Raw genomic sequence first — 13,751 nt, forward strand, 5'->3', positions numbered from 1 at the left:
CGGTGTGTTCCTGCAGAAGAAACGACATTTGCTTCACCAGCACGCGCCGGATCAGTAATCGGCCCGCTCGCGCTCGATCCGCATGCCGCTGCCGCCGTCATGCCGATGATGCCCGTCGTCGCTCGGCCGTTCGCGCGCAATGCGCATCACGTCGGGATTCGTGCGCACGCGGCGCATGACGTTGGCAAGATGGACGCGGTCGCTGACCTGGATCACGAAGCGCAGAACCGTGGATTCCTGCGACAGATCTTCGTCCATCGCGATGTGCACGATGTTGGCGTCCGCCGACGTAATGTCCGCGGCCACGCGGGCGAACACGCCCTTGGTGTTCTTGACCAGCACCTTCACCGCGACGTCGAACAGACGCCCCGGCTGCGGCGCCCAGGCCACGTCGATCCAGCGCGCCGGATCGCGCCGGTGAATGCGCTGGGCAACCCGGCAGTCGGTGGTGTGGATCGCCATGCCGAGGCCGATGCCGATGTAGCCCATGATGTCGTCGCCGGGAATCGGACGGCAGCAGGCGGACAGTTGCACCGACATGCCCTCGGTGCCGGTGATCACGACTGGCGGCGCATGAGGCGCCGAGCCCGAATCGGAGCGCGAGTCGTCGTCGGCGTCGCGGCCGCTCATCAGCACTTCGATTCGCTTGGCCATGACCGCCGCCACGCGCCGGCCGAGACCGATGTCCGCGAAGATTTCCTGGCCGTTCTTGTTGCCGGTCCACTGAACGAGCTTTTCCCATGCCTCGGGCGTCACGTCCGACAGCGCGAGACCGTAGCCCTTCAGCGCCTGATCGACGAGGCGCTCGCCAAGCTGCACCGATTCGTTCAGGCGCATCGTCTTCAGATAATGGCGAATCGCCGAGCGCGCCTTGCCGGTGCGCACGAAACCGAGCCACGCGGGATTCGGTTTCGAATACGGCGCCGTAATCACTTCGACGATATCGCCGCTCTTCAACTCCGTGCGCAGCGGCAGCAATTCGTTGTTGATCTTGACCGCGACGCACTGGTTGCCCAGGTCGCTGTGGATCGAATACGCGAAGTCGAGCGCGGTGGCGCCGCGCGGCAGCGCCATGATTTTCGACTTCGGCGTGAACACGTAGACCGCATCCGGAAACAGATCGATCTTGACGTGTTCGAGGAATTCGCTCGAATCGCCGGCTTCGCTCTGAATGTCGAGCAGCGACTTCAGCCACTGGTGCGCGCGCTTTTGCACGTCGTTGAGATCGGCGCTGCCGTTCTTGTACAGCCAGTGCGCGGCCACGCCGGCTTCGGCGATTTCGTGCATCTTGCGCGTGCGCACCTGAAACTCGATCGGCGCGCCGAACGGGCCGACGAGCGTGGTGTGCAGCGACTGATAGCCGTTCACCTTCGGAATGGCGATGTAGTCCTTGAACTTGCCCGGCACGGGCTTGTACAACGCATGCAGCGCGCCGATGCAGGTGTAGCACTCGAGCGCGCTGTCGACCACCACGCGAAAGCCGTACACATCCAGCACCTGCGAGAACGACAACTGCTTGTCGCGCATCTTCTTATAGATGCTGAAGATGGTTTTCTCGCGGCCGGTGACTTCCGCGTCGATCTTCGCGTCGGCGATGGCGCGCTGCACCGATTCCAGAATCTTCCCGACCACTTCGCGCCGGTTGCCGCGCGCGGCCTTGACGGCTTTTTCGAGCGTGGCGTACCGATGCGGATTGAAGTTCGCAAAGCTCAGGTCTTGCAGCTCGCGATACGTATTGTTCAGACCGAGCCGGTGTGCAATCGGCGCGTAAATATCGAGCGTTTCGCGCGCCACGCGGCGGCGCTTTTCCGGCGGCACCGCGCCGAGCGTGCGCATGTTGTGCAGCCGGTCGGCGAGCTTGACCAGAATCACGCGGACGTCGCGCGCCATTGCGAGCAGCATCTTGCGGAAGTTTTCCGCCTGCGCTTCCTCGCGATTGCGAAACTCCATCTTGTCGAGTTTCGACAAACCGTCGACCAGTTCCGCGACCTTCGCGCCGAAACGCTCGGCGAGCTCGGCCTTGGTCACGCCCTGGTCTTCCATCACGTCATGCAGCAGCGCGGCCATGATGGCCTGGCCGTCCAGATTCCAGCCGGCGCAGATTTCCGCGACGGCAACCGGATGCGTGATGTAAGGCTCGCCGCTCTGGCGATACTGGCCGAGGTGAGCTTCGTCGCTGAAATGGAAGGCCGCCTTGACGTCCTTGATTTCCTCCGGCTGCAGATAGCCGGACAAAGCGGACGTCAGCTTGGCAATGGAAACGACGTCATGCCGGCGCGGTTGCTCCGGCGTGGCGGTCGGGCCGAACAGATGGCGAAACGACTGTTCGAGGACCGCGTCGATGTACTTGCGTGCGGACGAAGGTGAATCGGCGTCGTGCTCCGCTTCCGTGGCGGTGGGCGGGGTGGTGCTCATGTTCGCCTCCGTAGCGGTTAGGAGTGGACGCCGGTCTGCACGTTGATGCAATCAGGTAAAGCAGGTGTGACTGGAAAACGCGCCAGAAACATGTGGCGAATCAATAATCAGAAGCGGGGAAAGCGCGCCTTAAACCGGCACCTTCTTCAGCATTTCGACACCGACCTGGCCGGCAGCGATCTCGCGCAGCGCGACGACCGTGGGCTTGTCGCGGCTTTCGATCTTCGGCGTGTGACCTTGAGCGAGCTGACGCGCGCGATAGGTCGCGGCAAGCGCGAGTTCGAAACGGTTCGGGATCTGTTTGAGACAGTCTTCGACGGTAATGCGGGCCATGTTGGGTTCCTTCTCAGTATGTTGCTTATTCTACCTTATGTGCTCGAATCGCCGCCGCGCTCAGGGGTGCGGAAGGTGAATGCCGAGTTGCACAAAAAGCTGCGTATGACGCGCGTATTGCGAGGCGAAGCGTGAACGCGTCGCGGCCACGAGACACTGCAGTTCGCTGAGCGCGCGATCGAAGTTCTCGTTGATCACCACGTACTCCGCTTCGGCCGCATGCGCCATCTCGCTGCCCGCTGCGAGCAGACGTCGCGTGATGACGTTCGGCTCATCCTGACCGCGCTTTTTCAGACGCTCTTCCAGCGCTTCGAGCGACGGCGGCAAGATGAAAATCTCGACCGCGTTATGAAACTGCTTCTTCACCTGCTGCGCGCCCTGCCAGTCGATTTCGAGCAGCACGTCATGGCCGCTTTTCATCTGCTCCTCGATCCACACGCGCGACGTGCCGTAGTAGTTGCCGTGCACTTCCGCGCTTTCGAGAAACTCGCCCGCGTCGTGACGCTGCATGAAATCGTCGACGGTGGTGAAGTGATAGTGCTCGCCGTCCTGCTCCTTTGGACGCGGCGGGCGCGTCGTGTACGAGATCGACAGACGGATCGCTTCGTCGCGGGCGAGCAGCGCATTCACGAGCGTCGACTTGCCGGCGCCCGAAGGCGCGACGACCATGAACAGGTTGCCGGGATATGCGCCGGCATACGGGTTGCGCGGTGCGCCGCTTTCGCGTGTGTGATGATCGGTCATGTTGTGATGCTCCCGCCTTATTCCAGATTCTGTACCTGCTCGCGCATCTGTTCGATGAGCAGCTTGAGCGTCATCGACGAATCCGCCAGTTCTTTCGCCGCCGCCTTCGAGCCGAGCGTGTTCGCTTCGCGATTCAGCTCCTGCATCATGAAGTCGAGGCGCTTGCCGACCTTGCCGCCCTTCTGGATCACGTGACGCGTTTCGTTCAGGTGAGCCGTGAGGCGCGACAGTTCTTCGGCGATGTCGATGCGGATGCCGTACATCGTCACTTCCTGGCGAATCCGCTCGTTGATCTCTTCGCGCGACACGATGGTCGCGGCCGTATCCGGCGCCGCAATGCCGAGCGCTTCCTGCAAGCGCTCTACGATCTTCTGCTGATGCTTCGTAATCAACTCCGGCACGAGCGGCGTGATCTTCGTGACGATCGCTTCCATTTCCGTGACGTTGGCGAGCAGCATCGTCGCGAGTTGCGCGCCTTCGCGGGCCCGCACGTCGATCAGATCGGCAATCGCCTGCTTGCCGCACGCGAGCACCGCGTCGCGCAGCACGTCCGGTGCCACGCCCGTCTCGGCGAGCACGCCCGGCCAGCGCAGAATTTCGCCGCTGCGCAGACGGCCCGCTTCCGGAAACGTCGCGAGCACGGTGCGCTCGAGCAGCGCCAGTTGCGTCAGTGCGTCATGATTGATCGAGCCTGCGTTCGCCGTCTGTTCGCTGCGCTGCAGATTGATGCGAATATCCACCTTGCCGCGCGACAGCTTGTTCATCAGCATTTCGCGCAGCGTGGGTTCGCACACACGCACGTCTTCCGGCATACGGAAGTTGAGGTCGAGAAAGCGCGAATTCACCGTGCGCAGTTCGACCGACACGCTCACGCCGCCCGTGCCCGAAGCCGCGACGAGTTCGCGTGTCGCGCTCGCATAGCCAGTCATGCTGTAGATCATCGTATTTCTCGCGATGGTGGCCTTGCGTAAAAGCATGGCCGAAGAGTCGAATCGCCCGGCGTGTACGAGACGCGAGGCGGTGAACAGGCATTATCCCATTTTTGTCGATGAGACCCCTTGTAGAGCCCCGGCCGACGCGCCCAGCCGCCGGACGCATGCGCGCCCCGATCGGCTGTAAAATCCTGCTTTCCCCTCCCGCTTTCTTCCTGACCCAATCCACATGACCGACACCACTCAACGCCCCAGCGGACGCCTCGCCCATCAGTTGCGCGACGTGCGCATCACGCGCCACTACACGAAGCACGCGGAGGGCTCGGTGCTGGTCGAATTCGGCGACACCAAGGTGATCTGCACGGCGAGCATCGCCGAGACCGTGCCTTCGTTTCTGCGCGATCGCGGCCAGGGCTGGCTCACCGCCGAATACGGCATGCTGCCGCGCGCCACGCATACGCGCAGCGACCGCGAGGCCGCGCGCGGCAAACAGACCGGGCGCACGCAGGAAATCCAGCGTCTGATCGGCCGCGCGCTGCGCTCGGTGTTCGATCTGGAAAAACTCGGCGCACGCACGCTGCATATCGACTGCGACGTGATCCAGGCCGACGGCGGCACGCGCACGGCGAGCATCACCGGCGCTTTCGTCGCCGCACACGACGCGGTGAGCAAACTGCTGGCCGCGGGCCGCATCGAAAGCTCGCCGATCAGCGATTACGTCGCGGCCATTTCGGTCGGAGTGTACGACGGTCTGCCGGTTCTCGATCTCGATTATGACGAAGACTCGCAATGCGAGACCGACATGAACGTCGTCATGACCGGCGCGGGCGGCTTCGTGGAAATTCAGGGAACCGCGGAAGGCGTACCTTTTTCGCGCGATGAAATGAACGCGCTGCTCGATCTAGCGAGCGACGGCATTGCCACGTTGATCGCGAAGCAGAAAGAAGCATTGGAGTATCGAGGTGAATGAAGTTCGTGAAGCCAACGGCGCGGCTAGTTCCAGTTCGTCGTTGAACAAGGTCGTGCTCGCGTCGAATAACGCGGGCAAGCTGCGCGAGTTCGCAGCGCTGCTCGACGCGGCCGGCATCGAGTTGATTGCTCAAGGCGCGTTGGGCGTGCCGGAAGCGGAAGAGCCGCATCCCACGTTTGTAGAAAACGCTTTGACCAAGGCGCGGCATGCCGCGAAGCTCACGGGCCTGCCCGCCCTCGCCGACGATTCCGGTCTTTGCGTGCGCGCGCTGCGCGGTGCGCCGGGCGTTTATTCGGCACGTTACGCACAGCTAGCCGGCGGCGAGAAAAGCGACGCGGCGAATAACGCGCGGCTGGTTTCGGCATTGCAAGGCGAGAGCGATCGACGCGCGTATTACTACTGCGTTCTCGCGCTCGTGCGTCACGCGGACGACCCCGAGCCGCTGATCGCCGAAGGCCGCTGGCACGGCGAGATTCTCGATGCGCCGCGCGGCTCGAATGGCTTCGGCTACGACCCGTACTTCTTCCTGCCGTCGCTGAACGCGAGTGCCGCCGAGCTCGAGCCATCGGCGAAGAACGCCAGCAGCCATCGCGCGATTGCGTTGCGCCAACTGCTCGCGCGTCTGACGGAGGAAGCGTGATTCCGATCAAGCCGACGCCCGCCGATGTCGGCAATGGCGTCATCAAGGCATTCACGTCGCCAGGCAGCATACGGCTGACGTCGCTGCCGCCGCTTTCGCTGTATGTGCATTTTCCGTGGTGCGTGCGCAAGTGTCCGTATTGCGATTTCAACTCGCACGAATGGAAGGGCGACACGTTCCCCGAGAACGATTATCTCGATGCGTTGCGCGCCGATCTCGAGATGGCGCTGCCGCTGGTGTGGGGGCGGCAGGTGCATACGGTGTTTATCGGCGGAGGTACGCCGAGCTTGCTGTCGGCGGCGGGGCTCGACCGCATGCTGTCGGACATTCGCGCGCTGCTGCCGCTCGACGCCGATGCCGAGATCACGCTCGAAGCCAATCCCGGCACCTTCGAGGCCGCGAAGTTCGCTCAGTTTCGCGCGAGCGGTGTGAACCGGTTGTCGGTGGGCATTCAGAGTTTTAATGAAGCGCATCTGAAGGCGCTCGGCCGGATTCACGATTCGACGCAAGCGCGTCGTGCCGTCGAGGTGGCCGCGTCTACGTTCGATAACTTCAATCTCGATCTGATGTTCGCGCTTCCGCAGCAGACGCTTGCCGAGTGCCAGGCCGATATCGATACCGCGTTGTCGTTCGCGCCGCCGCATCTTTCGCTTTATCACCTGACGCTCGAACCGAACACGCTGTTCGCAAAGTTTCCGCCCGCCCTGCCCGACGACGATGCATCCGCCGATATGCAGGACTGGATTCAGGAACGCACGTCGGCTGCGGGATATGAGCGCTACGAAGTGTCCGCGTATGCGAAGCCACATCGGCAGAGCAAGCACAACCTGAACTACTGGCGTTTCGGCGACTATCTGGGCATTGGCGCCGGCGCGCATACGAAGCTGTCGTTTCCGAATCGCGTGCTGCGGCAGGCGCGTTATAAGCATCCGGCTACGTTTATCGAGCAGGCCAAAGCCGGCGCGGCGGTGCAGGAAGAACATGAAGTCGGACCGCGCGATCTGCCGTTCGAATTCATGCTGAATGCGCTGCGGCTGGTGGAAGGTTTTCCGGTGCATCGGTTTATCGAACGCACGGGTTTGCCGATGACGTCGATCGAGCCGGCTTTGCAGGAAGCGGAGCGCCGCAAGCTGATCACGCGCGATCACGAGAAGATTGCGCCGACGCCGCTTGGGCAAGCGTTTCTGAACGATCTACAGGCGTTGTTTCTGAAAGATCCGCAGTGAATGCGGATGGCTCGAGCGCCGCAGCGAGGTTTTTTCAGGTTACAATTTGCGGCTTGGAGGTGTGGCCGAGTGGTTTAAGGCACCGGTCTTGAAAACCGGCGAAGGAGTGATCCTTCCGTGAGTTCGAATCTCACCGCCTCCGCCAGGACTTGTCTTATACGAAACGGGCCGCCAGGCCCGTTTTTCGTTTGCGCCGATAAAAGATCTCATTGCCGAATGCATAGCGACTATATCGTTTTCGTTGACGAAAGCGGGGACCACAGCCGTACGTCTATCGACACGGATTACCCACTATTCGTGCTGTGTTTCTGCTCATCAAGAAAAGTGACTATGCAGACATCCTGGTTCCGCGGATCAAGAGGTTGAAGTTCGAGACGTTCGGCCACGATTGCGTCGTTCTGCATGAGTCCGACATTCGCCGCAAGCGCGGGGCGTTTGCCCGACTCAGCAAGGAGCCACGAGAAACGTTCCTTGAACGTTTGACCTCGATAATCGACGACTTACCCTTAACGGTGATTGGTGTCGTTATCGACAAACGTAAATTGAAGGACAGATACACCAATCCGTACAATCCTTATCACATCGGCATTCAGTACGGCCTGGAACGCGTGCGTCAATATCTGCGAATGAAGACCTCCAGCACCCGCCGATCCAACGCGCGTAGATCTGATTGAAGCCGCCTCGCGTCATCCTCGCATCAAACACTCACCGCCTCGACCCTCTCCCGCGCGTCCGCACAACGCCGGTTGAGATCGCGATGCATCAACTGACTGTCGAGCAGCGTCGATACATCGGTCAAGCCATAATCAAAGCGCAATACGTATTCGATGTCCGTGTAATCGTGATAGGCGCCGCTGTCGGCCAGCTTCTGCGCTTCGGCGAATGCCGCATGTTGCCGCTCGCCGTTCATCAAATCTCTGATCGCCATGATTGCCGCTCCGAGGAACAGTGACCTCATCATAGCAATGCAAATTCAAACGCAAGGTCGCGTGCGCGCAACACCTGGTGTTTTCCGCTAGATGCACGCTGCACGCCGGCCCCGCCGACACACAGCCAAAGTCAATAACACGCCGTCACCATGACGCTGCATTCAAACGACAGCCACGGGCGCCTTCGTTCCATGCCATCTGACGACCAGAATGCGGCCGACATAACACAGCGTCCCCGCCACGCCGACCACAATGCCCATGCCCTTCGGCGAGACATCGGTCCAGAGGCCGACCGCGAGACTCGACAGCGCGCCGAGCGCCAGTTGCATCGCGCCGAACACCGCGGCCGCCGCGCCCGCGTTGGCCGGATAGCGATGCATCAGATCGGTCGTGCAATTGGCCGACAGCAAACCCACCACGCCGACCACGAAGAAGAGCCCCGCTACGATCGACCACAACCCGCCCCAGCCCGTCAACGAGACGAGGCAGACGAACAGCGACGCGATGCAACTCACGGTCGCGGCAAACGAAATGATCGGCAATGACCCGAGTTGGCCGACGAGCCGCGTATTCATGAAGTTGCCGAACATGATGCCGACGATGTTCAGCGCAAACAAAAAGCCATAGTGCTGCGCCGACACGTGAAAATATTCGATGTACACAAACGGCGTCGCCGTGATGTACGCGAACATCGACGCGAACGCCATGCCCCCGCACAACATGTGCCCCCACGCGACGGGATCGCGCAACAGTCGGCCATACGCGGCAAACGACTTGTGAAGCACCGAGTGCGCGCGTTTCTCGCGCGGCCAGGTTTCCGGCACCTTGAGGAACGCGGTTATCGCGCAGACGGTGCCGAACAGCGTCAACGCGATAAACACGATGCGCCAGCCGCCAAGCAGCAGCAATTGCCCGCCAATCAGCGGCGCGAGCAACGGACCGATCGACGTGACGATGGCAAGCATCGACAACACGCGTGCCGCGTCGGTCGGACCGTACGCATCGCGCGCAATGGCGCGAGCGAGCACGGAGGCCGCGCCTGCTCCGAGCGCCTGCACGAAGCGAAAGATGACCAGCGCGCCGATCGAGAACGACAGCGTGCATGCAATGCTCGCGAGCGCATACATGATGATGCCGCCGAGCAGCACGGGCCGGCGGCCATAGGTATCCGAGAGCGGCCCATAAAGCAGCATGCCGATCGAAAAGCCGAACATGAAACTGGTGAGCGTGGTCTGCGCCGCGCTCGTGCCGATCGCAAATGCCTGCGCGATGGTGGGCAAGCTCGGCAGATACATGTCGATCGAAATCGGTCCGCAGGCGGCAAGCGCGCCGAGCAACAGAATCAGCCGGCCATCTGGCCGGCGTCCGGTGACATGAGACATGGGAATCCAGGTGAAGCGCGCGTCCTTAACGAGGCGGCGCGGTGATACGAAAGACCGGCATTGACCGGATGAATTGTACGCGACGCTTACCGCGTGTGCCGCGCCTGGCACGCGACGCGAGCAGCAACTCGCACTCGACGAAGCCTCGCGGCAAGCGTGCCGCCGATCGGTTAAGCTGCCGCGTGAACCCTTGGGCGTCGTACGAAATTCCCTCGACGCCTTCAAAACGTGACTGATCTGCAACGCTGAAATGACTGCCTTTCTGTTGATCTGGAGCCCCAAAAAATGGCCGTGGCCGGAGTTGCCCGACGTGGCGAAACGCGTCGCCGCGGGCATCGCGGTCGCCGACGTCTGGGGCTGCGGATTTGCCCGCGGCATCCTGCCTGGCGATCGCGTGTTTCTGCATCGCGTCGCGATGGAACCGAAGGGCATTTTCGGCACGGGCTATGTGACGCGCGCGCCCTACGAGGTCCCCGATTCCGCGACGAAGCGCGGCTATCGTCTGTGCATCGACTTCGTGTATGACTGGCTTGTGGATGCGCACCAGAACGTGGTGATTCCTCGCGACATGTTGCGCGTACATCCATTCTCAGTGCAGACGTGGGACGCGCAAAGTTCCGGCACAGTGATCAAACCGATTGCCGAAGGCGCGCTCGAGAAGCGTTGGGCCGAACTCACGGGAAAGCGCAAGCCGCCTGCACTCGACGCGCCATCCGGTCCCGCACGTTCGAGCAAGGTAACGGCGCATGCTGCGCACGCGACGCTAGCCGGCGCCAACGCGCCGCCTGCCAGGACGCCGGCCCGCAAGCGCCCGTCGCAGCGCTGAGAGTGCGCCTGAACGCCGCGCCCGCGCGCAAAAGCCGCGCAAAGTCCGCACAGCCGCCCAAAGCCTTCAGACACCGACTCCGGTACAATTTCCTCACCTACTCCGGCGCCGCGCGACTCGCCCGCAAGCAAACCGCGCCGCCGCGCAACCCAATCCAGTCATCGCCATGTCCAAAAATCAAACCCTTTTCGAGCGCGCGCAACGCACCATCCCCGGCGGCGTGAATTCGCCGGTCCGCGCGTTCCGCTCCGTCGGCGGCACGCCGCGCTTCATCGAACGCGCGCAAGGGCCTTACTTCTGGGACGCCGACGGCCAGCGTTATATCGACTACATCGGCTCCTGGGGCCCGATGATCCTGGGTCATGTTCACCCGCAAGTGCTCGAAGCCGTGCAGCGCGTGCTGGCCAATGGCTTCTCGTTCGGCGCGCCCACCGAATCGGAAATCGAAATCGCCGAGGAAATCTGCAAGCTCGTGCCGTCGATCGAACAGGTGCGCATGGTGTCGAGCGGCACCGAGGCAACCATGAGCGCACTGCGTCTCGCGCGCGGCTTCACGAATCGCAGCCGCATCGTCAAATTCGAAGGCTGCTATCACGGCCACGCGGACAGCCTGCTCGTGAAAGCCGGCTCGGGCCTTTTGACGTTCGGCAATCCGACGTCGGCGGGCGTGCCGGTGGACATCGCGAAGCACACCACGGTTCTCGAATACAACAACGTCGCGGCGCTCGAAGAAGCGTTCAAGGCGTTCGGCAACGAGATTGCCTCGGTGATCGTCGAACCGGTCGCGGGCAACATGAACCTGGTGCGCGCGACGCCCGAGTTCCTAGAAGCATTGCGGCGCCTGTGCACCGAGTACGGCTCGGTGCTGATTTTCGACGAAGTGATGTGCGGCTTTCGTGTCGCGCTCGGCGGTGCGCAACAGGTCTACGGCATCACGCCGGACCTGACGTGCCTCGGCAAAGTGATCGGCGGCGGCATGCCGGCGGCGGCCTTCGGCGGACGGCGCGACATCATGGCTCACCTCGCGCCGCTCGGCGGCGTCTATCAGGCGGGCACCTTGTCGGGCAATCCGATCGCGGTGGCCGCAGGCCTGAAGACGTTGCAACTGATCCAGGCGCCGGGCTTCTACGACACGCTCGCCGCGCGCACCACCCGTCTCGCGCAAGGTCTGACGAAAGTCGCGCGCGAAGCCAACGTGCCGTTCGCGGCGGATTCGCTCGGCGGCATGTTCGGGCTTTACTTCACCGAGTCCATTCCGACGAGCTTCGCCGAAGTCACGAAGAGCGACGTGCCGCGCTTTAACGCGTTCTTCCACAAGATGCTCGACGCCGGCGTCTACTTCGCGCCGTCCGCGTATGAGGCGGGCTTCGTTTCGATTGCTCACGACGACGCTATCGTCGACGCCACGATCGAAGCGGCGCGTGGCGCATTTGCGTCGCTGACTGCCTGAGCTGAACGTACTGACCACACACGCCACCGCCCCGTCACCCGCACTCAACCAGGCACCGATGTTCTCGCAAACCGACTTCGTCCACATGGAACGTGCGCTCGCGCTGGCCAGGCGCGGCATGTACACGACCGACCCGAATCCGCGCGTGGGTTGCGTGATCGTCAAGAACGGCGAAGTCATCGGCGAAGGATTCACGCAGCCGGCCGGCCAGGACCACGCTGAAATCCGTGCGATGAAAGACGCGCGTTCGCGCGGTCACGATCTGCGCGGCGCGACCGCTTACGTCACGCTCGAGCCGTGCAGCCATTTTGGTCGCACGCCGCCTTGCGCGAACGCGCTAATCGAAGCGCAGGTCGCGCGCGTGGTCGCCGCGATGGAAGACCCGAATCCGCAGGTGTCGGGACGCGGCCTCGCGATTTTGCGCGATGCGGGCATCGAGGTGCGCTGCGGCCTGCTCGCGAACGAAGCGCATGAGTTGAACATCGGCTTCGTGTCGCGCATGACGCGCGGCCGGCCGTGGGTGCGCATGAAAGTAGCGGCCTCGCTCGACGGCCGCACCGGCTTGCCTTCCGGCGTCAGCCAGTGGATCACCGGCGAAGCGGCGCGGGCCGACGGCCATGCATGGCGTGCGCGCGCATCGGCGATTCTGACCGGCATCGGCACCGTCAGGGAAGACGATCCGCGTATGACGGTGCGTGCCGTCGACACGCCCCGCCAGCCGCAACGCGTGCTGATCGACAGTCAGCTGGAGGTCTCGCCGCACGCGCAGATTCTCGCCGGCGCGCCGACGCTGATTTTCTGCGGCAACCTGGATGAACGGCATCGCGAACGCGCAGAGGCGCTGCGCGAGCGCGGCGCGGAGATCGTCCAGATGGCCAACGCAGCCGGCAAGGTCGATCTGCCCGGCATGCTGAAAGTGCTTGGCGAGCGCCAGGTGAACGAACTGCACGTCGAGGCAGGCTACAAGCTGAACGGCTCGCTGCTGCGCGAAGGCTGCGTCGACGAACTGCTCGTGTATCTCGCGCCGAGCCTGCTCGGCATCGACTCCATGAGCATGTTCAATCTGGGCGCGCCCGAAACCCTGGAAGGCCGCGTCAAGCTGGCGTTTCACAACGTCGAGCGGATCGGCGAGGACCTGCGGATTCTCGCGCGCCTCGTGCCCGCCGGCGCCACGGCAAGCGACACCGACGCCGCGTCCCCACCCGTTTCGTTTTGATCGAGGATTAGTACGATGTTCACAGGAATCGTCGCGGCAGTGGGCCGCATCGAGTCAGTCAAGCCGCTCGGCACGAACGGCGACGCGGGCGTGCGTCTGAACGTGGAAGCCGGCGGCCTGGACCTCGCCGACGTGCAGCTCGGCGACAGCATCACCATTCAGGGCGCGTGCATGACCGTGGTCGCGAAAACCGACCATTCGTTCGAAGTGGACGTGTCGCGCGAAAGCCTGAACTGCACGGCGGGTCTCGGCGAAGTCGGCGAAGTGAACCTCGAAAAGGCGCTGCGCGCGCATGACCGGCTGGGCGGCCACATCGTCTCCGGCCACGTGGACGGCCTGGGCACGGTCACCCACTTCGCGCCGGTCGGCGAATCTCACGAACTGCGCGTGCTGGCGCCGCGCGAGATCGGCCGCTATCTGGCGTACAAGGGTTCTATCACTGTCAACGGCGTGAGCCTGACCGTCAACTCGGTTAAAGATCGCGACGATGGCTGCGAGTTCTCGATCAATCTCATTCCCCACACGGTGGAAGTCACCGCGCTCAAGCATCTGCGTGAAGGTACGCCGGTGAATCTGGAAATCGATCTGATTGCGCGGTATGTGGAGCGGATGTTGAACGCGCCTCGGGACGGCTATCAGCCGTCGTAATGATTTGAGGTCGGCGAATCTGGCGCTTATCACCGTCTCA

At 62.8% G+C, this 13,751-nt stretch carries 14 protein-coding genes and 1 tRNA gene; 9 read left to right on the forward strand and 6 right to left on the reverse strand.

Annotation, left to right across the window (positions count from 1 at the left end; translation table 11 throughout):
- Positions 1–51: 51 nt before the first annotated feature.
- The 4 genes from CUJ91_RS13835 to CUJ91_RS13850 form a co-directional block, all read right to left on the reverse strand.
- A complete protein-coding gene (locus CUJ91_RS13835; RefSeq protein WP_006050177.1) occupies positions 52–2,415 on the reverse strand; it encodes a RelA/SpoT family protein in 2,364 nt (787 codons plus the stop codon).
- Between the two features lie 129 nt (positions 2,416–2,544).
- Positions 2,545–2,748 (reverse strand): DNA-directed RNA polymerase subunit omega, encoded by a 204-nt coding sequence (rpoZ, locus tag CUJ91_RS13840; RefSeq protein WP_006025620.1) that lies wholly within the window; start codon positions 2,746–2,748, stop codon positions 2,545–2,547.
- Positions 2,749–2,808: 60 nt separating this feature from the next.
- Positions 2,809–3,492, reverse strand: a complete 684-nt coding sequence (gene gmk, locus CUJ91_RS13845; RefSeq protein ID WP_114156394.1) for a guanylate kinase — start codon at positions 3,490–3,492, stop codon at positions 2,809–2,811.
- Positions 3,493–3,509: 17 nt separating this feature from the next.
- Positions 3,510–4,433 carry a YicC/YloC family endoribonuclease gene (locus CUJ91_RS13850; protein WP_107710705.1) on the reverse strand — a complete coding sequence of 308 codons (924 nt, stop codon included), beginning with the start codon at positions 4,431–4,433 and terminating at the stop codon, positions 3,510–3,512.
- 220 nt (positions 4,434–4,653) lie between these two features.
- Here CUJ91_RS13850 and rph point away from each other — a divergent pair, with 220 nt between their 5' ends.
- The 5 genes from rph to CUJ91_RS13875 all read left to right on the forward strand — a co-directional run bounded on the left by rph (position 4,654) and on the right by CUJ91_RS13875 (position 7,934).
- The gene (gene rph / locus CUJ91_RS13855; protein WP_114156395.1) at positions 4,654–5,394 is read left to right on the forward strand and encodes a ribonuclease PH; all 741 of its coding nucleotides are present in this window, start codon (positions 4,654–4,656) and stop codon (positions 5,392–5,394) included.
- The gene (rdgB, locus tag CUJ91_RS13860) at positions 5,387–6,034 is read left to right on the forward strand and encodes an RdgB/HAM1 family non-canonical purine NTP pyrophosphatase (RefSeq protein WP_006050173.1); all 648 of its coding nucleotides are present in this window, start codon (positions 5,387–5,389) and stop codon (positions 6,032–6,034) included. The genes rph and rdgB overlap by 8 nt, the downstream gene beginning before the upstream one ends.
- Positions 6,031–7,260, forward strand: coding sequence for a radical SAM family heme chaperone HemW (gene hemW, locus CUJ91_RS13865; RefSeq protein ID WP_006050172.1), 1,230 nt, complete (start codon positions 6,031–6,033; stop codon positions 7,258–7,260). The genes rdgB and hemW overlap by 4 nt, the downstream gene beginning before the upstream one ends.
- A gap of 55 nt (positions 7,261–7,315) precedes the next feature.
- Positions 7,316–7,405 (forward strand) — tRNA-Ser (locus CUJ91_RS13870).
- Between the two features lie 157 nt (positions 7,406–7,562).
- Positions 7,563–7,934 carry a DUF3800 domain-containing protein gene (locus tag CUJ91_RS13875; protein WP_006050171.1) on the forward strand — a complete coding sequence of 124 codons (372 nt, stop codon included), beginning with the start codon at positions 7,563–7,565 and terminating at the stop codon, positions 7,932–7,934.
- Between the two features lie 23 nt (positions 7,935–7,957).
- Here the strand turns inward: CUJ91_RS13875 and CUJ91_RS13880 are convergent, their stop codons facing one another.
- Together CUJ91_RS13880 and CUJ91_RS13885 are read right to left on the reverse strand one after the other, a co-directional pair.
- The gene (locus CUJ91_RS13880; RefSeq protein ID WP_006050170.1) at positions 7,958–8,188 is read right to left on the reverse strand and encodes a hypothetical protein; all 231 of its coding nucleotides are present in this window, start codon (positions 8,186–8,188) and stop codon (positions 7,958–7,960) included.
- 162 nt (positions 8,189–8,350) lie between these two features.
- The gene (locus tag CUJ91_RS13885) at positions 8,351–9,571 is read right to left on the reverse strand and encodes a Bcr/CflA family multidrug efflux MFS transporter (protein WP_006050169.1); all 1,221 of its coding nucleotides are present in this window, start codon (positions 9,569–9,571) and stop codon (positions 8,351–8,353) included.
- A gap of 250 nt (positions 9,572–9,821) precedes the next feature.
- Here CUJ91_RS13885 and CUJ91_RS13890 point away from each other — a divergent pair, with 250 nt between their 5' ends.
- The 4 genes from CUJ91_RS13890 (at position 9,822) to CUJ91_RS13905 (ending at position 13,711) form a co-directional block, all read left to right on the forward strand.
- The gene (locus CUJ91_RS13890; RefSeq protein ID WP_114156396.1) at positions 9,822–10,397 is read left to right on the forward strand and encodes a hypothetical protein; all 576 of its coding nucleotides are present in this window, start codon (positions 9,822–9,824) and stop codon (positions 10,395–10,397) included.
- Positions 10,398–10,563: 166 nt separating this feature from the next.
- Positions 10,564–11,847 (forward strand): glutamate-1-semialdehyde 2,1-aminomutase, encoded by a 1,284-nt coding sequence (gene hemL, locus CUJ91_RS13895; protein WP_114156397.1) that lies wholly within the window; start codon positions 10,564–10,566, stop codon positions 11,845–11,847.
- Between the two features lie 58 nt (positions 11,848–11,905).
- Positions 11,906–13,063: a bifunctional diaminohydroxyphosphoribosylaminopyrimidine deaminase/5-amino-6-(5-phosphoribosylamino)uracil reductase RibD gene (ribD, locus tag CUJ91_RS13900; protein ID WP_029967988.1), complete on the forward strand. Its 1,158-nt coding sequence runs from the start codon at positions 11,906–11,908 to the stop codon at positions 13,061–13,063.
- A 15-nt stretch (positions 13,064–13,078) separates the two neighbouring features.
- Entirely contained in the window at positions 13,079–13,711 is a 633-nt protein-coding gene (locus CUJ91_RS13905; RefSeq protein ID WP_114156398.1) for a riboflavin synthase, read from the forward strand.
- The last annotated feature ends 40 nt before the right edge of the window (positions 13,712–13,751 follow it).

This window comes from Paraburkholderia graminis, from assembly GCF_003330785.1.
Classification (GTDB): Bacteria; Pseudomonadota; Gammaproteobacteria; order Burkholderiales; family Burkholderiaceae; genus Paraburkholderia; species Paraburkholderia graminis.